This window comes from Bradyrhizobium elkanii WSM2783 (genome assembly GCF_000472865.1).
GTDB classification, from domain to species: Bacteria; Pseudomonadota; Alphaproteobacteria; order Rhizobiales; family Xanthobacteraceae; genus Bradyrhizobium; species Bradyrhizobium elkanii_A.
In genome coordinates this window covers 21,374-46,861 of the sequence record NZ_AXAP01000043.1, presented here as the reverse complement: position 1 = coordinate 46,861, position 25,488 = coordinate 21,374, and the positions used below count along the sequence as shown (strand labels likewise).

Here is a 25,488-nt window from a genome sequence, read left to right as displayed (position 1 = left end):
ACCATTGATCCCATGAGCGAACCTGAGTTCATTGTTACACTGGCGCAACTCAATCCGACTGTCGGCGACGTCGCCGGCAACGCCGCGAAGGCGAGCGCCGCGCGGCAGACGGCGAAAGCCGCCGGCGCCGATCTCATGGTGCTGTCGGAGCTGTTCATCGCCGGCTATCCGCCGGAAGACCTGGTCCTGAAGCCGGCGTTCCAGGCCGCCTGCCGTGCCGCAGTCGAGGAACTGGCGCGCGAGACGGCTGATGGCGGTCCGGCGGTCCTGATCGGGACGCCCTGGGTCGAGGACGGCAAGCTCTATAACGCCTGCGCGCTGCTCGACGGCGGCCGCATCGCAGCGCTGCGCTTCAAGGCCAACTTGCCGAACTACGGCGTGTTCGACGAGAAGCGGCTGTTCGCACGCGGACCGGCGCCGGGGCCGGTCACCGTGAAGGGTGTCCGGGTCGGCGTGCCCATTTGCGAGGACATCTGGCTCGAAGAGTCCGAGGATTATGAGAACGTCGTCGAATGTCTCGCCGAGACCGGCGCGGAAATCCTAGTGGTGCCGAACGGCTCGCCCTATGCGCGCGACAAGAACGATCTCCGGCTTTCGATCGCGGTCGCCCGCGTCACCGAGAGCGGCTTGCCGCTGATCTATCTGAACGAGGTGGGCGGGCAGGACGAACTGGTGTTCGACGGCGCCTCGTTCGCGCTCAACGCTGATCTGTCGGTGGCGGCGCAGCTTCCGGCCTTCGAGGAGAGCATCACGACGCTGCGCTGGACCAAGAGCGAGGCGGGCTGGCGCTGCAACGGACCGATCATGCCACTGCTCGAGGGCGACAAGGCGGACTATGCGGCCTGCGTGCTCGGTTTGCGGGATTATGTCCGCAAGAACGGCTTTCCGGGGGTGCTGCTCGGCGTCTCCGGCGGCATCGATTCGGCGCTCTGCGCGGCGATTGCGGTGGACGCACTCGGTACTGAGCAGGTCCACGGCGTGATGCTGCCGTTCCGCTATACCGCGCAGGTGTCGCTGGATGATGCGGCAAGCCTGACCAGGATGCTCGGCATCCGCTACGAGGTGCTGCCGATCGCGAACGCCGTGAACGGGTTCGAGAAGATCCTTGCCGAGCCGTTCAAGGGCCTGCCGCGCGACATCACCGAGGAGAATTTGCAGGCGCGGACCCGCGGCACCTTGTTGATGGCGCTCTCCAACAAAACCGGCGCGATGGTGGTGACCACCGGCAACAAGTCGGAGATGTCGGTCGGCTATGCCACGCTCTACGGCGACATGAACGGCGGCTTCAACCCGATCAAGGACATCTACAAGACCGAGGTGTTCCGGCTTTCCGCCCTGCGCAACACCTGGAAGCCGGACGGCGCGCTCGGCCCGTCGGGCGAGGTGATCCCGCCCTCGATCATCACGCGGCCGCCGACGGCCGAACTGCGCGAGAACCAGACCGATCAGGACTCGCTGCCGCCCTATGATGTGCTCGATGCGATCCTGGAACGACTGGTCGAGCGCGAGGAGCCGCTCGCGTCGATCGTCGCCGCTGGCTTCGATCGCGAACTGGTCGCGCGTATCGACCGGCTGCTTTCCATCGCCGAATACAAGCGCCGGCAGGCCGCGCCCGGCGTCAAGGTCACACCAAAGAATTTCGGCCGCGACCGCCGCTATCCCATCACCAACCGCTTCCGCGATCGCGGCGAGGCGTTGCCGCAGCCGGACGAGAAGCTGGTGACGCGCGGTACCCGCGCTTCGGTGGAGGCGTTCGAGGGCTGATTATTGTTGTTTCTTCGGGAGGAAAGTCGGGCCAACGGTGCGGATCGGCCGATCTCCCGGCGGGGTCTGGTCGACCGGCGCTGCCGGTGCGTCGGGCGCCGGGCTGGCATTCGCTGATGTCGCGCCCTTCTTCCCGGCCGGGGCCTGCTTGGTGGACTGCTGTTGCGCGCGTTGCTGCATCTTCCGCGCGCTCTCCTCGGTGACGATGATGTCGCCCTGCTGCTCGACAGCGGCCTTGTCGTCGACCGATTTCAGCGCCTCCGCCCAGGTCTGCCCCGCCGGCTTGCAGGAGCAGGACGGGTTGAACTCGGTGCGGAACTTGAACGCGTTCGGCAGCGACGTATAGGGCTGGCCATTGACCGAGACCGCCTGGTTGATGTCCTCGCCGGGATTGCGATAGGCGAACAGGGTTGCTTCCGCCGCCGGGCACTGCGCCTTGCAGGTCTTCTCGTCGTCGGCGAAGCGTCCCTGCACCGTCGCAAACGAGATCGGGAAATAGGCGCCGTCACAGCTTCGCACGCAGACCGTACGGTAGGTGCCGGATTGCGGGGCGAGGTCGCCGGTCGGCGGCGCAATGGTCACGTTATCATCGTTACGATTGCCAAAGAGATTGTCGAGGAAATTGCCAGGCCCCCGCACGGCATTGGCATATTGCGGGCCGCAATTGTTCTGCGCGAGCGCAGTCAACACCGAGCGGCGCTGGTTCTCGCGGTCGCCGCCGCCGAGCCCGCCGCTGCGCATCCGCTCCAGGGTCATCATGATTTGATCGAGATTGCTGCGCATCTGCTGGATCTGGGTGTTGATCGGACCGCATTGCGCCGGGCCGTTGTTGAACAGCGAGAAGAAGCCGGAGCCATCGCAGCCCATGCGCCGCCCCTGCGCGATCACACGGTCGAGCTCGGCCTGCTGTCTCGAGGCGGCTTCCTGGTAGCGGCGGATCTGCTCGTCCCTGATCGAATCGCCGCTGCCGCCTCCGCGGTCGATGCTCGCAAGCTGACCCTCGAGCCGGATGCAGATCGGATTGGACGGCGCGCCCGGCGGCGCGTCCTGAGACATCTGCGCGTAAGCATCGTCAGGCGTCTGCGCCAAGGCATCAGTGGCCGGCAGGGCAGTGCCGACCAGAAGGGCGCACATCAAAATCCAGCGGGAGAAGCAAGAGTTCAGACGATTGGGCATGTCCAGTCACAGAATGACGCCGCGCGGCGGGCGAGCCGACGGCGCGGCCAAGGCCGCCTGCAATAGCCGTTTCTCGGGGCAGCGTCACGTCGTTTCCGGGGCCCCGATGTGGCAAAACCCCGTGAGAATACCGGCCCTTGGCTGCCCCTTGGCCGGATCAGCGCTGGCAGGTGATGGCGATATTTCGCCGCAGGCGCTGCCGCTGCAGTTTCCCGCGGCCTTCGGAACGGCGCCGGTAATTTCGTCAGGATCGACGCGGCGATAGGCGGTGGCCTGGGCAAAATCTCGTGACTGGCAATAGGAGCGGGCGGCGTGCGCCCCGCACTTGTCGCCCCGCGCGAGGCATTCGTCGACACCATAGCCGTCATCATGGTTGGCGATGATGAAGACGCGGCTGTCGGCCAGTGCGGCGGAGGTGGCTAAAATGAATGTGCAGGCAAGGAATGTCGATCGAAATCGCATGGAGCACCGAGTGGGGAAGGGAACCAGTGCCTATCCGATTACGCCCAATACGTTAATAATGATTAACCATGGTGCGTTTGGAATCATCGGAAGGGGCGGAAGCGCCTTCAGAAGGGGCGCAAACAGCCCTTGACGCCGTCCCCCGGATGGCGCCATGGTGGAACCATGAACGGCCACCTCGCCATCTGCAGCATTTGCCGCGAGATTATTAGCTAGCGATTCGCTGGCTGAGGCCGTCTTTTCTCACATCGAGATCACGTGACGACCCGGCCACAAGGGACGGGTATTCCATGCAATTGCGTCTGTACGATACATTGACCCGGGAAAAGCGGCCCTTCGTGCCGCTCGATCCCAACAATGTGCGCATGTATGTCTGCGGGCCGACGGTCTATGACTTCGCCCATATCGGCAACGCGCGCCCGGTGATCGTCTTCGACGTGCTGTTCCGCTTGCTGCGGCACGTCTATGGCGAGAACCGCGTCAAATATGTCCGGAACGTCACCGACGTCGACGACAAGATCAACGACCGCGCTGCGCGGGATTATCCCGGCCTGCCGCTGAACGAGGCGATCCGCAAGGTCACCGAGCAGACGGAGCGCCAGTTTCACGAGGACGTCGACGCGCTCGGCGCGTTGCGCCCCACCGTCGAGCCGCGCGCGACGGAGCACATCGCGGAGATGCGTGTGCTGATCGAAAAGCTGGTCGCGGACGGTTTTGCCTATGTCGCCGAAGACCACGTGCTGTTCTCGCCGCAGGCGATGAACGCCGCCAATGGCGTGCTGCCGCGTTACGGCGCGCTCGCCAACCGCTCGCTGGACGAGATGATCGCGGGCGCCCGCGTCGACGTTGCTCCCTACAAGCGCGACAACACCGATTTCGTGCTGTGGAAGCCGTCCAAGCCCGGCGAGCCGTCGTGGCCGTCACCGTCAGGCATCGCTGTGCCGGGCCGTCCGGGCTGGCATATCGAATGCTCGGCAATGGCGTGGAAGCATCTCGGCGAGCAGTTCGACATCCATGGCGGCGGCATCGACCTCGTGTTCCCGCATCATGAGAACGAGCTCGCGCAAAGCTGCTGCGCCTTCCACGAAGCGCGCATGGCGAACACCTGGATGCACAACGGCTTCCTGCAGGTCGAAGGCGAGAAGATGTCGAAGTCGCTCGGCAACTTCGTCACGATCAGGGAGTTGCTGGCGGATTGGCCGGGCGAAGTGCTGCGCCTGAACATGCTCAAGACGCACTATCGCTCGCCGATCGACTGGACGCTAAAGGGATTGGAAGAAAGCGCCAGGACGCTCGACGACTGGTACGCCGTGGCAGCAGATGCCGTGGGCGATCGGCCGGCTGAGGGCGTGGTCGAGGCATTGTCCGACGACCTCAACACGGCGCAGACGATCACGGCGCTGCACGGGTTGCGGAATGCGGCTGTGAGCGATGGAGAGGCGCGCGGCACTTTTGCGGCATCGCTCCGCTTCCTGGGCTTCCTCGGCCAGAGTGCTGCGGAATGGAAGGGCCGCAAGCAGCAGGCGAGTGGCATCGATCCGAAATGGGTTGAAGGCCTGATCTTGGATCGTGCGGCCGCACGTGCGCGGAAGGATTTCAAGGAGTCCGATCGCATCCGCGACGAGCTTGCGGCCAAGGGCGTCGTGCTGAAAGACGGCAAGGGGGCCGATGGCAAACCCGTGACCACATGGGAGTTGGCATGATGGCACAGGCACTCCCACAACCCGGACTGCGACCGTTCCTGCCGGCGGATACGCCGATGCTGGCGGCGATCTTCGTGGCCGCGATCCAGGAACTGACCGGCGACGACTACGGCGAGACGCAGCAGGAAGCCTGGGCAGCCCTGGCTGATGACGAGGTGGCCTTCGGCAAGAAGCTCGCCGGGGAGTTGACGCTGATCGCAACCATCCAGAATTCGCCGGTCGGCTTTGCTTCGCTGAAGAACAACAACCAGATCGACATGCTCTACGTGCATCCGAGCGTGGCCGGGCAGGGCGTCGGCGCGATGCTGTGCGACGCGCTGGAAAAGCTCGCCGGCGCGCGCGGCACCAAGACGCTTTCGGTCGATGCCAGCGACAACGCGCTCGATTTCTTCCGCAAGCGCGGCTACGTCGCCAAGCAGCGCAACAGCGTGAGTATTGAGGGCGAGTGGCTCGCCAACACCACGATGCAGAAGACGCTGGCGAATGGCACTGCAGCGGGAGGCACGCCGTGAGCCGCGAACGTCTCTATCTCTTCGACACCACCCTGCGCGACGGCGCGCAGACCAATGGCGTCGATTTCACCTTGCAGGATAAGCAGGTGATCGCGCAGATGCTGGACGAACTCGGCATCGACTATGTCGAGGGCGGTTATCCCGGCGCCAACCCGACCGACACCGAATTCTTCTGGGCAAAGCCGAAATTCGACCATGCACGCTTCACCGCCTTCGGCATGACGCGGCGTCCAGGCCGCTCGGCGTCCAACGATCCCGGGTTGGCGACGATCCTGGAGGCGAAGGCGGACGCGATCTGCTTCGTCGCGAAATCGAGCGCCTATCAGGTGCGCGTCGCGCTGGAGACCACGAACGAGGAGAACCTCGCTTCGATCCGTGACAGCGTCGCCGCGGCGACGGCTGCCGGGCGCGAGGTGATGGTCGATTGCGAGCATTTCTTCGACGGCTACAAGGAAAACGCCGAATTCGCGCTGGCGTGCGCCAAGGCCGCCTATGAGTCCGGCGCGCGCTGGGTGGTGTTGTGCGACACCAATGGCGGCACCATGCCACATGAGATCGAAACCATCGTCGGCGACGTTGTGCGCCACATCCCCGGCAGCCATCTCGGCATCCACGCCCATAACGATACCGAGCAGGCGGTGGCGAACTCGCTTGCGGCGGTGCGCGCCGGCGTGCGCCAGATCCAGGGCACGCTGAACGGGTTAGGGGAGCGCTGCGGCAACGCCAATCTCTGCTCGCTGATCCCGACGCTCAGGCTGAAGAAGGAGTTCTCCGAGAAGCTTGAGATCGGCGTTACGCCAGAGAAGATGACGACGCTGATGAAGGTGTCGCGCACGCTCGACGACATGCTCAACCGCGCGCCCAACCGGCACGCGGCTTATGTCGGCGAAAGCGCCTTCGTCACCAAGACCGGCATCCATGCGTCCGCCGTGCTGAAGGACCCACAGACCTACGAGCACGTGCCGCCAGAATCCGTCGGCAATCACCGCAAGGTGCTGGTGTCGGACCAGGCCGGACGCTCCAACGTCATCGCCGAGCTCGACCGGGCCGGCATTCCCTACGAGAAGAACGATCCGAAGCTGACGCGGCTCGTCGCCGAGCTGAAGGAGCGCGAGGCCGCGGGCTTCGCCTATGAATCCGCCAACGCCTCGTTCGAGCTGCTGGCGCGGCGTACGCTCGGAAAGGTGCCGGAATATTTCAAGGTCGAGCAGTTCGACGTCAATGTCGAGCAGCGCGACAATGCCCTCGGCCAGCGCGTCACGGTCGCGCTCGCGGTAGTGAAGGTCAACGTCGCGGGCGAGCGGCTGATCTCGGCCGCTGAAGGCAACGGCCCCGTCAACGCGCTCGACGTCGCCTTGCGCAAGGACCTCGGCAAGTATCAGAAATACATCGAGGGATTGAAACTGATCGATTACCGCGTGCGTATCCTCAATGGAGGCACCGAGGCAGTGACGCGCGTGTTGATCGAGAGTGAAGACGAGACCGGCGAAAGCTGGACCACGGTCGGCGTGTCGCCGAACATCATCGATGCTTCGTTCCAGGCGTTGATGGATTCGGTATTCTACAAACTGGTGAAGTCAGGCGCGACGGGGTGAGGGGCGCGGCGACGCATCGGCAAACACCGTCATTGCGAGCGCAGCGAAGCAATCCATCTCTCCACGCGTGGAAGCATGGATTGCTTCGTCGCTTCGCTCCTCGCAATGACGGTGAACCTGGGGTGAGGGTAACGCATGATCGACCATCTCTCTGTCGGTGTGAGCGATCTCGAACGTTCCGCGCGCTTCTATGAAGCAACGTTCGCGCCGCTTGGCCTCTCGCGCCTGGTCACGCGTCCGGCCACGATCGGGTTCGGCAAGAGCTATCCCGAATTCTGGATCAACCTGCGCGCCGGCATGAAGCCGGTCGCGTCTGATACGGGCAGTCACATCTGCCTGCGGGCGAAATCAACCGCCGAGGTCGATGCCTTCCATGCCGCGGCCCTGAGTGCCGGCGGCCGTTCCGACGGCGCGCCTGGCCTGCGCCCGCACGACCGTGTCAGATACTACGCGGCGTTCGTCACCGATCCCGACGGCAACCGCATCGAGGCGGTGACGTTTCCGAGCGAGTGAGCCTCTTCGTTGGAGCATGATCTCCGCGCAAACGCTTCGCGTTTGTCGCGAGGGAAAACCGGTTTCCACTTTTCCGGATCATGCTCTTACAGTCGCCGCGCCACGTCTGGCGCGAGTTCCTTGCCGGCCTCGGGCGCGCGCGCGGCAGCGGCGCGCAGGCGCGGCACGATGTCCTCGACGCGGTCGGCCGTCAGCACCTCGAGCGGCAGCGTCGGGCGGATGAAGGCCGTCGAGCGCATATGATCGAGCAGCGCGAGCAGCGGCTCCCAGAAGCCGTCGATATTGGCGAGCAGCACCGGCTTGGTGTGCCGGCCGAGCTGCTGCCAGGTGAGCTGCTCGACCAGCTCTTCCAGCGTGCCGATGCCGCCGGGCAGCGCCACGAAGGCGTCCGAGCGCTCGAACATCAGCCGCTTGCGCTCGTGCATGTCGGGTGTGACGATCATCTCCTGGACGCGGGTGAGCGCGTTCTCGCGGGCGCGGAGAAAATCCGGGATGATGCCGGTGACCTTGCCGCCATGGTCGAGCGTGGAGGTCGCGACCGCGCCCATCAGTCCGATCGAGCCGCCGCCATAGACGAGGCGGATATCACTCTCGGCAAAGATCCTTCCGAGCGCGTTGGCTGCTTCGACGAAGCTGGGGCTGGTGCCGGGGCCGGAGCCACAATAGACGCAGACGGTTTTGATCTGGTTCATAGGTCTGATTTGGTTCATCCGCTCATGTGGCACTGCAACGAAAAAAACGTCAAGCCCGGCATTTCACGTGTCGTGGCGTAAAAGTGGCGTAAATCGCTGAAAATCGTGAAAGATCCACTCCATGAGGGTTTCCGCGAGGTCAAAATCCCCTATATGACGGGCACAATGCGGATCCATGCAAATCACGTGACAGCGAACCGGCGCGCCGTCCTGACGTCGGCGATGGCTTAATGTCGTCCCAACCCCAACTGCGCCTGAACGATATGTCATCTGCCGACGCAAACAGAGCCGAGAAGGCGACCCTGGTCGGTACGCTCGCGCATCTGTGGCCCTATATCTGGCCTGGCGACCGCACTGATCTGAAGATGCGCGTCTTGTGGTCGATGGTGCTTCTGCTCCTCGCCAAGCTCGCGACGCTGTCAGTGCCCTTCACCTTCAAATGGGCGATCGACGCGCTGAACGGCACGCCCAGCGCGCCGCTGCAATCGTCGAACTGGACGATGTGGCTGATCGCTTCGCCGCTCCTGTTGACGGCTGGGTACGGCGCGGTGCGTGTCCTGATGGCGGTGCTGACGCAATGGCGCGACGGCATCTTTGCCCGCGTCGCCATGCATGCGGTGCGGCGGCTTGCCTATCTCACCTTCGTGCACATGCACGAATTGTCGCTGCGCTTTCACCTGGAACGCAAGACCGGCGGACTGACGCGCATCCTCGAACGCGGCCGCACCGGCATCGAGACCATCGTGCGGATGGTGATCCTGCAGTTGATCCCGACGGTGGTCGAGGTTGCGCTATTGACGGCCGTGCTGCTTTGGCAGTTCGATTGGCGCTATGTCGGCGTCGTCGTGATCACTGTCGCGGCGTTCATGTACTACACCTATGTCGCGACCGAGTGGCGGATCGAGATCCGCCGCAAGATGAACGACTCCGACACCGAAGCGAACACGAAAGCGATCGACTCGCTCCTCAACTACGAGACCGTGAAATATTTCGGCGCCGAGGCGCGCGAGGCCGAGCGCTACGACCGCTCGATGGAGCGCTATGAGCACGCCAGCATCAAGACCTATACGTCGCTGGCGATCCTCAACACCGGCCAGGCGATCATCTTCACCGCCGGCCTGACGGCGATCATGCTGCTGTGCGCGATCGGCATCCGCAATGGCAGCAACACGGTGGGCGATTTCGTGCTGGTCAACGCCATGATGATCCAGCTCTACCAACCGCTCAATTTCATGGGCATGGTCTATCGCGAGATCAAGCAGGCGATCATCGACATCGAGAAGATGTTCGGCGTGCTGGCGCGCAAGGCGGAGATCAAGGACGCGGCCGATGCCAAGCCGCTCGTGGTGACGGCGGGCAGCGTGCGGTTCGAGGATGTGCGGTTCGCCTACGAGCCTGATCGCCCGATCCTGAAAGGCCTCTCCTTCGAGGTGCCGGCCGGCAAGACGGTCGCGATCGTCGGTCCCTCGGGCGCCGGCAAGTCCACGATCTCGCGGCTGTTGTTCCGCCTCTACGACGTCTCCAGCGGCAGCATCCTGATCGACGGCCAGGACATCCGCAACGTCACGCAAAATTCGCTCCGGGCCTCGATCGGCATGGTGCCGCAGGACACCGTGCTGTTCAACGACACCATCCGCTACAACATCCGGTATGGCCGTTGGGATGCTGACGATGCCGAGGTGGAAGAGGCGGCGAAGCTCGCGCAGATCGATGCGTTCATCCGGATGTCGACGAAGGGGTACGAGACCCAGGTCGGCGAGCGCGGCCTGAAGCTGTCGGGCGGCGAGAAGCAGCGGGTGGCGATCGCCCGCACGGTGCTGAAGGCGCCGCCGATCCTGGTGCTGGACGAGGCGACGTCCGCGCTCGATAGCCACACCGAGCATGAGATCCAGGCTGCGCTCGAGCGGGTCTCGCGCAACCGCACCTCGCTGGTAATCGCGCACCGGCTCTCGACCATCGTCGGGGCCGACGAGATCATCGTCATCGACCAGGGCCGCATCGCCGAGCGCGGAACCCACCCCCGGCTTTTGGCGCAGGGCGGGCTTTATGCCAGTATGTGGAACCGGCAGCGCGAGGCCGAGGAGGCGCGGGAGAAGCTGGCGATGGTCGACGACGGAAGCGAGGCGCCGAACCGCGAGCCGCCGCCGGTCGACGAACCCGAGCCTGATCCCGTCGAGAAGTCCTTGCCGACGGCCGCCGAATAGGCTCCATCTCCGTCGCGAGCCTGATCCGATTAGACGGAATCGGATCAGGCTCTCATCTCTTTGTTTGAGCATGATCTTTTCGGAAAACCGGTTTCCACTTTTCCGGATCATGCTCTAGGACCGGAAAACCGAGTGAGATTCGATGTCGATCGCCAATTCCATCCGCGCGCAGATTCCGCCCATTCATCCTGAGGGCTATCCGTTCATCGGCGGCTTCGCGCTGGCGAGCCTGATCCTGTTCTGGATCTGGACGCCGCTGGGTTGGATCGGGACCGTGCTGACGGTCTGGTGCGCGCTGTTCTTCCGCGATCCGGTGCGGGTGACGCCGGTGCGGGACGGGCTGGTGGTGGCGCCCGCCGACGGGCGCGTCTCGATGATCACCCAAGCCCTGCCGCCGGCCGAACTGGGGCTAGGCGACCGGCCGCTGACGCGGGTCTCGATCTTCATGAGCGTGTTCAACTGTCACGTGAACCGCAGTCCGGTTGCGGGGCGGATCGACCGGATCGCCTACCGGCCGGGCGTCTTCATCAATGCGGAGCTCGACAAGGCCAGCGAGGACAATGAGCGCAACTCGCTCGTGATCTCGACGCCCAACGGCCGCATCGGCGTGGTCCAGATCGCAGGCCTGGTGGCGCGGCGCATCGTCTCCTTCGTGCGCGAAGGCCAGTCGATCGGCGCCGGCGAACGGTTCGGCCTGATCCGGTTCGGCTCGCGGCTCGATGTCTACCTGCCCGAAGGCACCAAGCCGCTGGTATCCGAGGGCCAGACGGCGATCGCGGGCGAGACCGTTCTGGCCGATTTCCGCACCCCCGAGCCGGGGTGGACGTACCGGGCCGATTAACCATCGGCACCGCCAATTGCGGCGCCTTGCCGCTGCAATGGCGGAGGGCGCCGGCGCTTGCTATATAATCGCGAGCCATGATGCCGATCGATTCCAAATACCCGGAACTGCGCCGCCGGCGGTTTCGCCAGATTCCGGTGCGGTTGCTGGTGCCCAATGTCATCACGCTGCTTGCGATCTGCGCCGGCCTCACCGCGATCCGCCTGTCGACCGAAGGGCGGATGGAGCTCGCGGTCGCCGCGATCGTGTTTGCGGCAGCGCTCGACGGCATCGACGGGCGCATTGCGCGCCTGATCAAGGGCCAGTCGAAATTCGGCGCCGAGCTCGACAGTCTCGCGGATTTCGTCAATTTCGGCGTGGCGCCGGGCCTGATCCTCTATTTCTGGCAACTCCACGAATTGGGCAATGGCGGCTGGATCGCGGCGATGGTGTTCGCGATCAGCGGCGGGCTGCGGCTCGCCCGCTTCAACGCCTCGATCGACGATCCAAACAAGCCGGCGTTCGCGGCGAACTATTTCACCGGCGTGCCGGCGCCGGCTGGCGCCATCACGGTCCTGCTGCCGGTCTATCTGGCCTTCCTGGGCATTACCTCGCCGCCGGCCGTGCTGACGGCCTTCTACACGCTGCTGATTGCGTTCCTGATGGTGTCGCGCCTGCCGGTGTTCTCCGGCAAGACCATGCGTATGCGCGTGCCGCCGGAAATGCTGCTGCCGGTCATCGTCTCGGTGGTGCTCTTCATCGCGCTGCTGGTGAGCTATCCTTGGCAGATTATCTCCGCGGGCTCGGTGCTCTATCTGATCAGCCTGCCATGGGGCTGGAAAACGTATCGCGACCACGCGCGCGCCGCGGAGGCGCAGGCCGCTGTGCCGACCGGAGCCCCGACGTCGGCAACTCCGTCGCCGAGCTATCCGGGTGTCGCTGACGCCGACCACGACGACCGTCCGGCGCGGCTTAATTGAACAATGCTCGACCCTCATCCTGAGGAGCTTGCGTAGCAAGCGTCTCGAAGGATGAGGCCACAGACGGGCCTCATGGTTCGAGACGGCGCGAAGACGCGCCTCCTCACCATGAGGGGCGGCAGTTGGCTTTCCCCCAAATATCAGCCATGAGCGGAAGCTTGGTTGGGTTCACGGCCGATCTCGGCTATAGGCATGGGCCAAGATCGTCTCGTCAAGAAGCGTCCATTTGCCAGGAGAAACGCCGTGAATAAAGCCGTCACTGCCCCGCTGCCCGCGTCCGTGCTCGAAGCCTTGGCGCGCTATGACACGCCGACGATCTGCAACGCGATGGAGATCGTTGCGCCGGAACGGCGGTTGATCGGCTACACCACCAAGCCGCTGGTCTGCCCGTTTCCGGACCTGCCGCCGATCGTCGGCTATGCCCGCACCGTGACGATCCGCTCCGTGCTGCAATCCGGTCTGCCGGCGGCCGAGCAGGCCAAGCGCCGCATCGAATATTACGAATATGTCGGCACCGGCTTTGGTCCGCGCATCGCCGTGATCCAGGATATCGATGGCGCCGATGTCGGCTACGGCGCATTTTGGGGCGAGGTGCAGAGCAATGTGCACAAGGCGCTCGGCTGTCTCGGCGTGATCACTGACGGCTCGATCCGCGACATCCCGCAATGGGCGCCGGGCTTCCAGGCGCTCGCCGGATCGATCGGCCCGTCGCATGCCTGGGTGCATGCCGAGAGCTTCGGCGGCGAGGTGCGGGTTGCCGGAATGACCGTGCGCTCCGACGACCTTATCCATGCCGACAGCCATGGTGCGATCGTGATCCCGAACGATGTCGCCGCCAAGCTGCCGGATGCGGCCGAACTCTGCGCGCGTCGCGAGACGCCGATCCTGGAGATCGCACGCAGCCCGGACTTCTCGCTCGAGAAGCTGAAGGAAGCGCTGAAGCGCTCGGCCGAGATCCACTAACTCCAATAGGTCGCGGCTCAGAGCGCCGCGACCTTGGCGACGTCGTGGGCGCCGCGAATGACCATGTCGATGGCGACGTAGAGGATGACGGCGAGGCCGACATAGGCGATCCAGCGATGCTTCTGCAGCAGCCGCGCGATGAAGGTCGCGGCTGCGCCCATCAATGCGATGGAGAGGATCAGGCCGAAAATCAGCACGCTCGGGTGCTCGCGGGCCGCTCCCGCGACAGCCAGGACGTTGTCGAGCGACATCGACACGTCGGCGACGATGATCTGCGTCGTGGCCTGGAAGAGCGTCTTCCGGGGCGCCCCGTCTGCAGACGCGCCACCGAGCTCTGCGTCGGCTTCCTCTTTCGCGGTGGCGCGCAGCTCGCGCCACATTTTCCAGCACACCCACAACAGCAGGATTCCGCCGGCAAGCAAGAGGCCGACGATCTGCATGATCTGCGTTGCCACGACGGCAAACATGATGCGCAGCACGGTCGCCGCCAGAATGCCGATCAGGATCGCCTTGCTGCGTTGCTTCTCGGGCAGGCCGGCTGCGGCAAGGCCGATCACGACGGCATTGTCGCCGGCGAGCACCAGGTCGATCAGGACGACCTGCAACAGCGCGGTGAGAAATTCAAAGCCAAGAAATTCGGACACGGGTCATGCTCCCCTTCTGGTCTGGAGAGTGACCCGGATGAGATACCGGCTTGATGGCGACGCACATCGGTGAGGGATTCACCGATACGTCCCGCGATCAATGCCGCAGATCAAAGTAGGGCCACTCCAACTTAACTCCAGTCCGACATCGCAGCCTGTCGGCTGCCAGAGGGGCCCGGCCTGGTACGCTTCAGATCATGATCCGATGAGACGGATCATGATCTCATCTCTTTGAGTTCGAGCATGATCTCCGCGCAAACGCTTCGCGTTTGTCGCGAGGGAAAACCGGTTTCCACTTTTCCGGATCATGCTCTAGTTACGGTCGCGAATTCGGACGCGCGACGGCTTCTTCCTCGAAGAACAGCGCCGCCTGGTCCGGTTCGCCAAAAATTGCCGCTGCACACCCCATGAAGGTGAATGCACCGGCAAAATCCCACCACGTGACTTTCCCTGAGTTCTCCTGAGCCTTGATCAGGCGCGCCAGGATGGCGGCCACTGCGGCCTCCGCGAACAGCAGGATGCTGAACGCAGGCAGCACGAGCTCGGGTTCGAGCACGCGGATCATCAGGATGGCAGGGAACACCGTCAGGGCGCCGAACAGTGCGAACAGACCGAAAGGCTCCAGCGACGGAGCATTTCGCATGATCCAGTTCGAACTGGAGGCCAACATCGGTTCCCTTTGAATGAACGAACGCCCAATAGCAGCCGCGCAGCATCTGCTGACGAGCCATTGCGGCAACCAATAGCAAAACACTCTTGCGCGCGGGAGGTTTCTGACCCGTGGCGCAGCGCCGCAGACGGGTGTAGTTGTCCTTCGACCGCCGTGTGGAACCCGCGCGGGCAGGGACCGGAGGTGTGCGATGGAAATGCGTGACAAGACCGTGTTCATCACGGGCTCAACCGACGGTGTCGGCCGCTACGTTGCGAAGAGGCTCGCCATCGGCGGCGCCAGCGTGCTGGTCCACGGGCGCGACAAAGCGCGCGGGGCATCGCTGATCGAAGAGATCAGGCGGGCAGGAGGCCGCGAGCCTATTTTCTACCAAGCCGACCTGTCCTCGCTTGCCGAGACGCGAACGCTCGGCGAGGCCGTGCTCGCGAACCACAAGCGGCTCGACGTCTTCATCAGCAATGCCGGGATCGGCTCGCAGAACGAGGGACCCGCGCGGCAGACCAGCAGGGACGGCTATGAGCTGCGCTTTGCCGTGAACTACCTTGCGGGTTTCCTGCTCGCGCGTCTGTTGCTGCCGCTGTTGAAGGCGAGCGCGCCGTCGCGGATCGTCAATGTCGCTTCGCTCGGCCAGCATCCGATCGACTTCGACGACGTGATGATCACGAAGAACTACAGCGGCTCGCGCGCGTATGCCCAGAGCAAGCTTGCGCAGATCATGTTCACGATCGATCTCGCAGAAGAGCTGAAAGCCTCGGGCGTCACCGCAAATTCGCTGCACCCGGCAACCTATATGAACACCACGATGGTGCGCGCCGGCGGCATCACCCCGATCTCGACCGTCGAGCAGGGCGGCGAAGCGATCCTGCATCTGGTGTCGGGAGACGATGTCGCCGATGAGAGCGGGCTGTTCTTCAACGGCATGAACGAGGCCAGGGCCAATCCGCAGGCCTATGAGGCGTCGGCGCGGAGACGGCTGCGCGCGCTCAGTCTCGAACTCACGGGGCTCGATAGCGGTCACTGAGCGGCGCCGGCGATTATGGTTAGCGAAAGATTGAGACCAGCGCTGCGCTCAGGCCTGATCCGGCCACTCGGGATTTTACGGGTTCCTCTTCGGCTTAACCTTTACGGGTCTTTAATGGCGGCCACGTAGGGTTTTCCGGCGCGGTCCGGGGTTGGGTCGTGCACCGTCCAGGACAGGCGGTGTGTAGCGTACGCGTTGGAGTCTCCCATGGATATTATGACGGGCGTCGGGCTCGTGATGGGCATCATCGTGATCTCAGCGATGATGCTGATGGGCGGCGACCTGCACATGTTCATTTCCGAACATGCGATGATCATCATTTTCGGCGGATCGATCGCGGCCACGATGATCCGCTTTCCATTGGCCGCGATCCTGCATGGCCTGCCGCTGGGCGCCAAATTCGCCTTCACCATGAGCCGGCTTTCGGCACGCGATCTCGTCGACGAGCTGGCCCGGATCGCCGAGATCGCCCGCAAGCAGGGGCCGGTGGGCCTTGAAAAGGTCGAGACCAACGAGCCCTTCCTGGCCAAGGGAATCCGCTACGTCGCCGACGGCTACGACCTCGAATTCATTCGCGACAATCTCGAACGCGACCGCGACAATTTCCTGATGCATCTCGACGAGGGCAGCAAGATCTACCGCGCGATCGGCGACTGCGCGCCGGCCTTCGGCATGATCGGCACGCTGATCGGCATGGTGCAGATGTTCGCCAACATGACCGATCCCTCCAAGCTCGGCCCGTTCATGGCGACCGCGCTGCTGGCCACGCTTTACGGCGCGCTGGTTGCGAACCTGTTCTGCCTGCCGATCGCCGACAAGCTGCACGGCAAGCTCCTCGACGAGGAGACCAATCGCACCCTGATCATCGACGGCATCCTGATGATCCGCGATTCGAAGAGCCCGGCTTTGGTCCGCGAAATGCTGCTCGCCTATCTGCCCGAAAAGCACCGCGAAGGAGAGGGCGAGCCGGTGCCGGCCTGACCTTCGGCCTGGCAGCGGTCCGGAGCTTCACCCGATGGCCAAGAAAAAGCGCGGCGACGCACATACCGGAGGTCACGGCTGGTTCGTGACCTTCGCCGACCTGATGGGGCTGATGATGAGCTTCTTCGTGATGCTCGTCGCCTTCTCCAGCATGGACAACAACAAGCTGAAGATCGTCGCAGGCTCGATGCGCGACGCCTTCGGCTCGCAGACCAATGTGCGCTATTCCGGTATCATCGAATCCGACGGCCTGCCGACGCGGCCGAAGTTGAAGAATGTCGAGCATATCTCTCCGGAGGAGACGTCGGACAAGCCGACGCCCGACGAAAAGGAGCGCAACCAGGAGAACGGCGCCAAGCTGCACACCGACCGCGCCTTCGCGCTCGCGTCCGCTTCGCTGCGGCAGGCGCTGCAGGACATGCCGGAATTGACCGAAATGTCCAAGCACATCATGTTCGAGGAAACCAAGGAGGGCCTCAACCTCGAGATCATCGACCAGGACGGCCGCTCGATGTTCGCCGACGGCTCCAAGGTACCTTACGACCGGACACGGCGGCTGATCCAGAAGCTCGCCGGGCCGCTTAAGGCAACGCCCCTGCGCGTATCCATCGTCGGCCACACCGCCGCCGGTTTCGTGCCGGCGCGCAGCGACTACGGAGCGTTCGACCTGTCGGCGGACCGCGCCAACGCGGTGCGCCAGATCCTGGAGCGCGAAGGGCTGCCCCCCTCGCACATCTTCGCCGTCTCGGGCAAGGCCGACAGCCAGCCGTTGTTTCCGGACGATCCTTCGCTCGCGGCAAACCGTCGCGTCACCATCACCTTGATGCGTGAGGATCCGCCGCTGCCGCCCGGCTTGAAGCCGTAATCCGCCGAATTTACTATCGGCCGCCAGTCCCGCCGGAGACCGTTACGCGCTTGTCGCGGCCGCCGCAACCGTTGACAGGGAACGCGGAAGCGTGGATAGCGGCGCCGGATCAAACTAGCAGATGGGGCGTTCCTCCCGCCATGGCTGTCAGCGTCTCATCCAGCGAGGTCCAAGAAGGGCCGGTCACGTCCAACTTCTGGGCCTTGACGCTGGGCAGTATCGGCGTGGTGTTCGGCGATATCGGTACCTCGCCGCTCTATGCGTTCCGCGAGGCAGTTGCCGGCGCGACGCATGGACAGCCGGTATCCCGAATCATCGTCCTGGGTGTGCTGTCGCTGATCCTGTGGGCGCTCTTCATTGTCGTCACGTCGAAATACGTGCTGCTGCTCCTGCGCGCCGACAACAACGGCGAGGGTGGCACGCTCTCGCTGATGGCCCTGGGGCAGCGGGCGCTGGGGCGGAGAAGCTGGCTGTTGCTGGCGCTCGGCGTGGTCGGCGCCTCGATGTTCATCGGCGATTCCATGATCACGCCGGCGATTTCCGTGCTGTCGGCGGTCGAAGGCCTCAAGCTCGCGACGCCCGCACTCCAACATTACGTGGTGCCTGTCACGATCGTCATCCTGGTCGTCTTGTTCTCGGTCCAGCGCATCGGCACCGGGCGGGTAGCCTCCGCCTTCGGGCCCGTGATGGTGGTCTGGTTCGCCACGCTCGCCGTGATGGGGCTGGTCCACATCAAGGATGACCCATCTGTACTGGCGGCGATCAATCCCTATTACGCGCTCCAGTTCCTGCTCACGCATGGCACCATCGGGCTGGTGACGCTGGGCGCGGTGTTCCTGGCCGTCACCGGCGGCGAGGCGCTTTATGCCGATCTCGGCCATTTCGGCCGCAAGCCGATCCAGTCCGGCTGGCTGTTCTTCGTGCTGCCGTCGCTTCTGCTCAATTATTTCGGGCAGGGGGCGCTGGTGCTCTCCGACCCATCCGCGATCGAGAATTCGTTCTATCGGATGGTTCCCGACTTCCTGCTGCTGCCGTTGGTGGTGCTCGCGACCGCAGCCACCGTGATCGCGAGCCAGGCCGTCATCACCGGCGCCTATTCGCTGGTCCGGCAGGCGGTGCAGCTCGGCCTGCTGCCGCGTTTCGAGGTCCGCTACACCTCGGAGTCCCATGCCGGGCAAATCTATCTGCCGCGCGTCAACCGCTTGCTGCTGGTCGGCGTCCTCTTGCTGGTGCTGATGTTCCACACCTCGAGCGGACTGGCATCGGCCTACGGCATCGCCGTCTCCACCACCATGGTCGCCGACGGCATCATGGGCTTTGTGGTGATCTGGAAATTGTGGAACTGGCGCGCAGCGACCGCGGCCGCGGTGATCGTGCCGTTCGTGGTGGTCGACATGACGTTCCTGAGCGCCAATCTCCTCAAACTATTCGAGGGCGCCTGGGTGCCGCTTTTGTTCGGCGCAGCCATGGCGGCCATGATCTGGACCTGGCGGCGCGGGACGGCCATCCTGATCGCCAAGACCCGGCGCATCGAGGTGCCGCTTGACGATCTGATCAAGAGCCTGGAGAAGCGGCCGCCGCACATCGTCAAGGGCACCGCGGTTTTCCTCACCAGCGATCCCGGCTTCGTGCCGACCGCGCTGCTGCACAATCTCAAGCACAACAAGGTGCTGCACGAGCAGAATGTCATCCTGACCATCGAGACGGCGCAGACGCCGCGCGTTGATGTTTCCGAGCGCGTCTACATGGAACGCACCAGCGACAAGTTTTCCAAGGTGCGCCTCAGGTTCGGCTTCATGGAGTCGCCGAACGTTCCGAAAGCGCTGGTGATCGCCCGCAAGCTCGGCTGGCAGTTTGATATCATGGCGACGTCATTCTTCGTGTCGCGGCGGTCTCTCAAGCCCGCGGCGCAGTCGGGCATGCCGCTGTGGCAGGATCACTTGTTCATCGCCATGAGCCGCTCCGCCAACGACGCCACCGACTATTTTCAGATTCCGACGGGGCGGGTGGTTGAGGTCGGCACCCAGGTAACTATTTGACCGGCGCACGATTGTGGCTGGTTAAACGACCGAGCTATGTGTAAAATGCATGGCGGAAACCCATTTCTCGCCTAACCTATGCATTCGAGCGAGGATATAGGCCTGCCGCGCTGTTTCATTGTGCAGTGAACAATAGAGGCTCCCTCCCATGTCGTCCGAGAGTGCGGTCACCGCGGCGGAAACGCCCGCGGCCAGTGGACATGGAGAGGCGCATTCCACGGCAGGGTTCGGAGCGCTGACGCTCGGCAGCATCGGCGTCGTCTACGGAGACATCGGCACCAGCCCGCTCTACGCCCTGCGCGAAGCCGTTGTCGCGGCCAGCGAGCACAGTGGCGTCGCCACGACGCAGGCGGTCCTCGGCGTGCTCTCCCTGATCCTATGGGCGCTGATTGTCGTCGTCACGCTCAAATATGTGGTGATCCTGCTGCGCGCCGATAACCACGGCGAGGGTGGAACGCTGGCGCTGATGGCACTGGCCGAACGCGCCGTTACCAAGGGCGCCGGCGCGGTCGTGATGCTCGGCATCATCAGCGGGGCCTTGTTCTACGGCGACGCGGTGATCACGCCGGCGCTGTCGGTGCTGTCGGCGATCGAAGGCATCAAGCTCGTCACCGCGACCTTCGAACATTATGTCGTGCCGGTCACGGCGTTGATCCTGGTGGTGCTGTTTGCCGTGCAATCCCATGGCACAGCGCGGGTCGCCGCATTTTTCGGACCGATCATGTGCGTCTGGTTTGCGGTGCTGGCGATTGCAGCCGTGCCGCAGATCATCAAGCATCCCGAGGTCCTTCTGGCCTTTAATCCGCTGTATGCGGTCTCCTTCATGCTTCATCACGGTGTGATCGGGTTCGTCACCCTCGGCGCGGTGTTTCTCGCCGTCACCGGCGCGGAAGCGCTCTATGCCGATCTCGGGCACTTCGGCAAACGGCCGATCCAGTTCGCCTGGATGTTCATCGTGCTGCCGGCGCTGGTGCTGAATTATATGGGGCAGGCCGCGCTCGTCATCGTCGATCCCAAGGCGATCGAGAATCCGTTCTTCCTGATGTTCCCGGATTGGGCGCTGATCCCGATGGTCGTGCTTGCCACCGTCGCGACCGTCATTGCCAGCCAGGCCGTCATCACCGGCGCCTATTCGCTGACGCGCCAGGCGATCCAACTCGGCCTGCTGCCGCGTTTCGAGATTCGCCATACCTCGGAAGCCCATTCGGGGCAGATCTTTATTCCCCGCATCAACCGGATGCTGCTCATCGCGGTGCTGTTGCTGGTGCTGATGTTCCGCTCCTCCAGCGCGCTGGCCGCGGCCTACGGCATCGCGGTGACCGGCACCATGGTGGTCACGGGCATGATGGGCTTTGTCGTGGTGTGGAAGGTTTGGCGATGGTCGCCGATCGCCGCCGCCGCGCTGATCGCGCCCTTCCTGTTTCTCGACTTCACCTTCCTGACGGCAAACCTTCTGAAGGTGCTTGAGGGCGGCTGGGTGCCGCTGGCGCTCGGCGGCGCCGTGATGGCGCTGATGATCACGTGGCGGCGCGGCAGCCGGCTGTTGTTCGAGAAGTCGCGCAAGCTGGAATTCCCGCTCGCCGATCTGGTGGCGATGCTGGAGAAGCGGCCACCGCAGCGCGTCTCGGGCACAGCGGTGTTCCTGACCAGCGATCCCGCCAGCGCGCCGACCGCGCTGATGCATAGTCTAAAACACTACAAAGTGCTGCATGAGAAGAACGTCATTCTCACCATCGAGACCGCGCCGACGCCGCGGATCGACCCGTCCGAGCGGGTGCGAATGGAGCAGATCAGCCCGACTTTCTCCAAGGTGACGCTGCGCTTCGGCTTCATGGAATCGCCGAATGTGCCGAAGACGCTGGCGATCGCCCGCAAGCTCGGCTGGCAGTTCGACATCATGTCGACCTCGTTCTTCCTGTCGCGGCGCTCGCTCAAGCCCGCCGCGCATTCCGGCATGCCGCGTTGGCAGGACCATCTGTTCATCGCGCTCAGCCGCGCCTCCAACGACGCCACCGACTATTTCCAGATCCCGACCGGCCGCGTCGTCGAGGTCGGAACGCAGGTCACGATCTAGCTTTTTGCCGGTCCTAAGCTGTTTGCGGTGCTTGATTTTCCCCGCGCAAGAGGCGACTTTGCGCCCGAAACCGGGGCTGGCTGAGCCCAAGAATTGTCTGGAGAACGCGCGTGGCCGACCACAAGGTGCATGATCTAACGCCTCAGGAAGTGTCGAACGGGATAGCGGATGGACGCTATCTCCTGGTCGACGTCCGCGAGCCCAACGAGGTCGCAGCTGAGGCCTATCCGGATGGCGTCGTCGTGCCGCTGTCGACGTTTGATCCGGACGAGATTCCGGATCCGCAGGGCAAAGAGGTCGTGTTTGCCTGCCGCTCAGGCAAGCGCTCGGTGACGGCATCGCTCGCGGCGCAGGCGGCGGGGTTGCCTTACGACAAGCATCTGGCAGGGGGCATGTTGGGCTGGAAGGCTGCGGGATTGCCGACCAAGACGGGCGGCTGACCTTTCCATGACTTCCATGAACAAGGTCTTCGCAGACCTTCCCGTCACCATCTTCGAAGCGATGTCGCAGCTCGCGCGCGACAATAATGCCATCAATCTCGGCCAGGGCTTTCCGGACGATCCCGGTCCGGAAGACATCCGCCGCGCGGCCGCGGACGCTTCCGTCAACGGCTACAACCAGTACCCGTCGATGATGGGCATCCCCGAGCTCAGGCAGGCGATCGCGACCCATTACGGCCGCTGGCACGGACTTGACCTCGATCCCATGACGGAAGTCATGGTGACCTCGGGCGGCACCGAGGCGCTGACATCATCGATCCTGGCCGTGGTCGAACCGGGCGATGAAGTGGTCGTCTTCCAGCCGGTGTACGATTCCTATCTACCGATCATCCGTCAGGCCGGAGGCATTCCGCGCCTGTTGCGGCTGGAGCCGCCGCACTGGCGCTTGAACGAGGAGATGCTGCGGAGCGTCTTCAATCACAAGACCAAGGCGGTGCTGTTCAACAATCCGCTCAATCCGTCCGCCGTGGTCTATCCGCGCGAGGACCTCGAACTGCTGGCGCGGTTCTGCCAGGAGTTCGACGTGGTCGCGATCTGCGACGAGGTCTGGGAGCACGTGATCTTCGATGGCCGCGAGCACATCCCGCTGATCACGCTGCCGGGCATGCGGGACCGCACCATCAAGGTCGGTAGCGCCGGCAAGATCTTTTCACTCACCGGCTGGAAGATCGGTTTTGTCTGCGCCGCGCCGCCGCTTCTGCGGGTTGCCGCCAAGGTGCATCAGTTCCTTACCTTCACCACCGCGCCCAACCTGCAGGCGGCGGTAGCCTATGGGCTCGGCAAGACGGATGCGTATTTTCACGACATGCGCAAGGATCTGGCGCGGAGCAGGGATAGGCTGACAAAGGGACTGGAGAGCCTCGGCTTTCCCGTCCTGAAATCGCAAGGTACCTATTTCCTCACCGTCGACCTGTCTCCGCTCGGGCTCAACGAGACCGACGAGGCGTTCTGCCGGCGCATCGTGACCGACTACAAGGTGGCGGCGATCCCCGTCTCGGCCTTCTACGAAAAGGACGCGGTGACCTCGGTCGTACGTTTTTGCTTTGCAAAGAAGGATGCAACCCTCGACACTGCGCTCGAGCGTCTGTCGGACGCGGTGCACCGTCGAAAGAGGTAGAGAGATGCACGGGCAGGGCCGTCATTCAATTTGTCTCGCCGCCCTGTTTGCCGCGGCTCTGCTCGTCTCCTCATCCGCCTGCGCCGAGGAACGCACGGTCAATTTCTACAATTGGTCGAACTATATGGCGCCGGGTGTTCTGGAGGACTTCACCAAGGAGACCGGCATCAGGGTGGTGTACGACACCTTCGATGCCAACGAGACGCTGGAAACGCGGCTGCTCGCGGGCAAGTCCGGCTACGACGTCGTGGTGCCGACCGGCTATTTCCTGCAGCGCCAGATCACCGCAAAGGTCTTCCTCAAGCTCGACAAAGCGAAACTGCCGAATCTCGCCAATGCCTGGCCGGTGGTGACCAAAGAGCTCGCGACCTACGATCCCGGCAACAACTACGCCGCCAATTACATGTGGGGCACCACCGGCATCGGCTACAACGTCCAAATGACGCAGAAGATTCTCGGCCCCGACGCCAGAATCGATAGCTGGGACATGGTGTTCAAGCCGGAGAATCTCGCGAAGTTCAAGGATTGCGGCATCCATATGCTTGATTCCGCTGACGACATCCTGCCCGCGGCCTTGAACTATCTCGGCATTGATCCGAACTCCACCAAGCAAGCCGATCTCGAGAAGGCCGCTGACCTCGTCAGCAAGATCAGGCCTTATGTTCGCAAGTTTCATTCCTCGGAATATCTGAGCGCGCTCGCCTCCGGCGAGATCTGCTTCGTGGTGGGCTGGTCGGGCGACATCATGCAGGCGCGCAGCCGCGCGGTCGAAGCCAAGAACGGCATCGAAATCGGCTACGCCATCCCGAAAGAGGGCGCGCAGATGTTCTTCGACAATCTCGCGATTCCTTCGGACGCCAAGAACGTCGCCGAGGCCTATGAGCTGATCAACTACCTCTACCGGCCGGACGTCGCTGCGAAGAACTCGAACTTCCTGTCCTACGCCAACGGCAACCTGGCCAGCCAGAAGCTGATCGATCCGAAGATTCTCAACGACAAGGACATCTACCCGGACGAAGCGACCCAGAAGAAACTGTTCGTCATCACCGCGCGCGACCCGGCCACCCAGCGGATCATCAACCGGCTCTGGACCAGGGTGAAGACGGGGAAGTGAGGCTCGCTGCCGCCGTCATTGCGAGCAGCGCAGCGACGAAGCAATCCATATCTCCGCAAGTGGCGCAATGGATTGCTTCGCTTACGCTCGCAATGACGCGCTAAGGCAGCAGTCGGCTCACCGCCAGCGGCGGTGCAGCCAGAGCCACTGTTCCGGATATTCGCGCACCCAGCCTTCGATCACATTGGTGACGGCCTGCATCGTGCCCTGAATATCGATCTGCCCGGACGCGTCGAACACGGGCTTCACTTCCTCCGACAGCTCGCCGCGGAAGCGGTTGTCGGGCAGGCGGATGATGCGGGCGCCGTGGATCGGGCATTCCACTTGACGCCGGAGCCGCGCCAGCGTCGGGTTGGCCTTGGTCTTGCGGCCGAAGAAGGTGACCTCGACCCCGTTGGTCAGATATTGGTCGACGAGCATGGCGACGTGCTTGTTGTCTTGCAGCGCCTGCGCAAGCCGGAGCGGCGCGTCGCGGCCGGCGGGGATCAGCGTGCCCATCTTGATCGCGCGGATCTTCTCGATCGCACGGTCGGCGGCTTCGCTATTCGGCCGGCGGAACAAAATCGCGGTGTCGAGCCCGTGCGCAACCGCCGCCAGCGCCGGCAATTCCCAATTGCCGAGATGCGCGGCAAAGATCAGCGCCGGCTTGCCGTCGTCCCTGATCTGATCGAACAGCTCCATGGTCCGCGGCGACAATTCGATGCGGCTGTTCTCGGGATGGTCGCGGTCGTAGTCCCAGATATGGTCGAGATGGGCGAATTCGGCGCCGATGCGGCCGAGATTGTCCCAGACGCCGGCCAGGATCTTCTCGATCTCCTCAGGCGATTTTTCCGGAAACGCGGCCTTCAGATTCTCGCGACCGATCCGGTCCTCACGCAGCCTGCGACCGATGAAATGCGCAGCGCGCCCGAAGAAATCGGCAGTCTTGAACGGATCGAAGCAGCGCGTGGTGCGCAACAGAGCGATCGTCAGCGCGCCCACCGCCGCCTCGCCCACGGGCTTGATGGCGTCGCGAAGGCGCGCGCGGGCACGAAGGAGCTGGAGGCGGTTCATCGCGACAAGCGGCGCAGCGTTTGGTT

Annotated in this window: 22 protein-coding genes and 1 pseudogene; 17 read left to right on the top strand and 6 right to left on the bottom strand. The window is 63.7% G+C overall.

Translation table 11 applies throughout. The features are described from left to right. Positions 1-12 precede the first annotated feature (12 nt). A complete protein-coding gene (locus YY7_RS0130345; protein WP_028166518.1) occupies positions 13-1,764 on the top strand; it encodes an NAD+ synthase in 1,752 nt (583 codons plus the stop codon). Here YY7_RS0130345 and YY7_RS0130340 read toward each other — a convergent pair whose 3' ends face one another. Beyond that, positions 1,765-2,940: a DUF2865 domain-containing protein gene (locus YY7_RS0130340; protein WP_051397008.1), complete on the bottom strand. Its 1,176-nt coding sequence runs from the start codon at positions 2,938-2,940 to the stop codon at positions 1,765-1,767. It abuts the gene before it with no gap. Positions 2,941-3,097: 157 nt separating this feature from the next. Further along, positions 3,098-3,402: pseudogene (locus YY7_RS53235) on the bottom strand (hypothetical protein). A gap of 290 nt (positions 3,403-3,692) precedes the next feature. Between YY7_RS53235 and cysS the strand changes: the two are divergent. The 4 genes from cysS (at position 3,693) to YY7_RS0130315 (ending at position 7,725) form a co-directional block, all read left to right on the top strand. Next, positions 3,693-5,105: a cysteine--tRNA ligase gene (gene cysS / locus YY7_RS0130330; RefSeq protein WP_028166516.1), complete on the top strand. Its 1,413-nt coding sequence runs from the start codon at positions 3,693-3,695 to the stop codon at positions 5,103-5,105. Continuing rightward, on the top strand, positions 5,105-5,617 hold the full coding sequence (locus tag YY7_RS0130325; protein ID WP_028166515.1) for a GNAT family N-acetyltransferase: 513 nt from the start codon (positions 5,105-5,107) through the stop codon (positions 5,615-5,617). The genes cysS and YY7_RS0130325 overlap by 1 nt, the downstream gene beginning before the upstream one ends. After that, complete coding sequence (gene cimA / locus YY7_RS0130320) at positions 5,614-7,212, top strand: citramalate synthase (protein WP_028166514.1); 1,599 nt, start codon at positions 5,614-5,616, stop codon at positions 7,210-7,212. The genes YY7_RS0130325 and cimA overlap by 4 nt, the downstream gene beginning before the upstream one ends. 135 nt (positions 7,213-7,347) lie before the next feature. Beyond that, positions 7,348-7,725, top strand: coding sequence for a VOC family protein (locus tag YY7_RS0130315; protein ID WP_028166513.1), 378 nt, complete (start codon positions 7,348-7,350; stop codon positions 7,723-7,725). 86 nt (positions 7,726-7,811) lie between these two features. Here the strand turns inward: YY7_RS0130315 and YY7_RS0130310 are convergent, their stop codons facing one another. Further along, the gene (locus YY7_RS0130310) at positions 7,812-8,417 is read right to left on the bottom strand and encodes a TIGR00730 family Rossman fold protein (protein WP_028166512.1); all 606 of its coding nucleotides are present in this window, start codon (positions 8,415-8,417) and stop codon (positions 7,812-7,814) included. 230 nt (positions 8,418-8,647) lie between these two features. On the opposite strand from YY7_RS0130310, the gene YY7_RS0130305 reads away from it, so the two are divergent. From YY7_RS0130305 to YY7_RS0130290, 4 genes are all read left to right on the top strand, one after another. Further along, a complete protein-coding gene (locus YY7_RS0130305; protein ID WP_051397007.1) occupies positions 8,648-10,621 on the top strand; it encodes an ABCB family ABC transporter ATP-binding protein/permease in 1,974 nt (657 codons plus the stop codon). A 142-nt stretch (positions 10,622-10,763) separates the two neighbouring features. Beyond that, entirely contained in the window at positions 10,764-11,462 is a 699-nt protein-coding gene (locus YY7_RS0130300; protein WP_028166510.1) for a phosphatidylserine decarboxylase, read from the top strand. A gap of 77 nt (positions 11,463-11,539) precedes the next feature. Beyond that, positions 11,540-12,421, top strand: a complete 882-nt coding sequence (gene pssA / locus YY7_RS0130295; protein ID WP_028166509.1) for a CDP-diacylglycerol--serine O-phosphatidyltransferase — start codon at positions 11,540-11,542, stop codon at positions 12,419-12,421. A 192-nt stretch (positions 12,422-12,613) separates the two neighbouring features. Further along, the gene (locus YY7_RS0130290) at positions 12,614-13,384 is read left to right on the top strand and encodes an RraA family protein (protein WP_433994536.1); all 771 of its coding nucleotides are present in this window, start codon (positions 12,614-12,616) and stop codon (positions 13,382-13,384) included. Positions 13,385-13,401: 17 nt separating this feature from the next. On the opposite strand, the gene YY7_RS0130285 is transcribed toward YY7_RS0130290, so the two are convergent. After that, positions 13,402-14,028 carry a TerC family protein gene (locus tag YY7_RS0130285; protein ID WP_028166507.1) on the bottom strand — a complete coding sequence of 209 codons (627 nt, stop codon included), beginning with the start codon at positions 14,026-14,028 and terminating at the stop codon, positions 13,402-13,404. A 316-nt stretch (positions 14,029-14,344) separates the two neighbouring features. Next, positions 14,345-14,767, bottom strand: coding sequence for a hypothetical protein (locus YY7_RS0130280; protein WP_245287462.1), 423 nt, complete (start codon positions 14,765-14,767; stop codon positions 14,345-14,347). A 121-nt stretch (positions 14,768-14,888) separates the two neighbouring features. On the opposite strand from YY7_RS0130280, the gene YY7_RS0130275 reads away from it, so the two are divergent. From YY7_RS0130275 to YY7_RS0130240, 8 genes are all read left to right on the top strand, one after another. Next, the gene (locus YY7_RS0130275) at positions 14,889-15,719 is read left to right on the top strand and encodes an SDR family NAD(P)-dependent oxidoreductase (RefSeq protein WP_028166505.1); all 831 of its coding nucleotides are present in this window, start codon (positions 14,889-14,891) and stop codon (positions 15,717-15,719) included. A gap of 207 nt (positions 15,720-15,926) precedes the next feature. Continuing rightward, complete coding sequence (locus tag YY7_RS0130270) at positions 15,927-16,700, top strand: motility protein A (RefSeq protein ID WP_028166504.1); 774 nt, start codon at positions 15,927-15,929, stop codon at positions 16,698-16,700. A gap of 34 nt (positions 16,701-16,734) precedes the next feature. Beyond that, complete coding sequence (locus tag YY7_RS0130265) at positions 16,735-17,565, top strand: OmpA/MotB family protein (protein ID WP_028166503.1); 831 nt, start codon at positions 16,735-16,737, stop codon at positions 17,563-17,565. 140 nt (positions 17,566-17,705) lie between these two features. Beyond that, positions 17,706-19,604, top strand: coding sequence for a potassium transporter Kup (locus tag YY7_RS0130260; RefSeq protein WP_028166502.1), 1,899 nt, complete (start codon positions 17,706-17,708; stop codon positions 19,602-19,604). Between the two features lie 148 nt (positions 19,605-19,752). Beyond that, complete coding sequence (locus YY7_RS0130255; RefSeq protein WP_028166501.1) at positions 19,753-21,678, top strand: potassium transporter Kup; 1,926 nt, start codon at positions 19,753-19,755, stop codon at positions 21,676-21,678. A 110-nt stretch (positions 21,679-21,788) separates the two neighbouring features. Then, positions 21,789-22,118: a rhodanese-like domain-containing protein gene (locus YY7_RS0130250; RefSeq protein WP_028166500.1), complete on the top strand. Its 330-nt coding sequence runs from the start codon at positions 21,789-21,791 to the stop codon at positions 22,116-22,118. A 7-nt stretch (positions 22,119-22,125) separates the two neighbouring features. Continuing rightward, the gene (locus YY7_RS0130245; RefSeq protein ID WP_028166499.1) at positions 22,126-23,295 is read left to right on the top strand and encodes an aminotransferase; all 1,170 of its coding nucleotides are present in this window, start codon (positions 22,126-22,128) and stop codon (positions 23,293-23,295) included. A 4-nt stretch (positions 23,296-23,299) separates the two neighbouring features. Further along, on the top strand, positions 23,300-24,409 hold the full coding sequence (locus YY7_RS0130240; RefSeq protein WP_035691283.1) for a polyamine ABC transporter substrate-binding protein: 1,110 nt from the start codon (positions 23,300-23,302) through the stop codon (positions 24,407-24,409). Positions 24,410-24,526: 117 nt separating this feature from the next. On the opposite strand, the gene YY7_RS0130235 is transcribed toward YY7_RS0130240, so the two are convergent. Then, positions 24,527-25,462: a lipid A biosynthesis lauroyl acyltransferase gene (locus YY7_RS0130235; RefSeq protein ID WP_028166497.1), complete on the bottom strand. Its 936-nt coding sequence runs from the start codon at positions 25,460-25,462 to the stop codon at positions 24,527-24,529. Positions 25,463-25,488 lie beyond the last annotated feature (26 nt).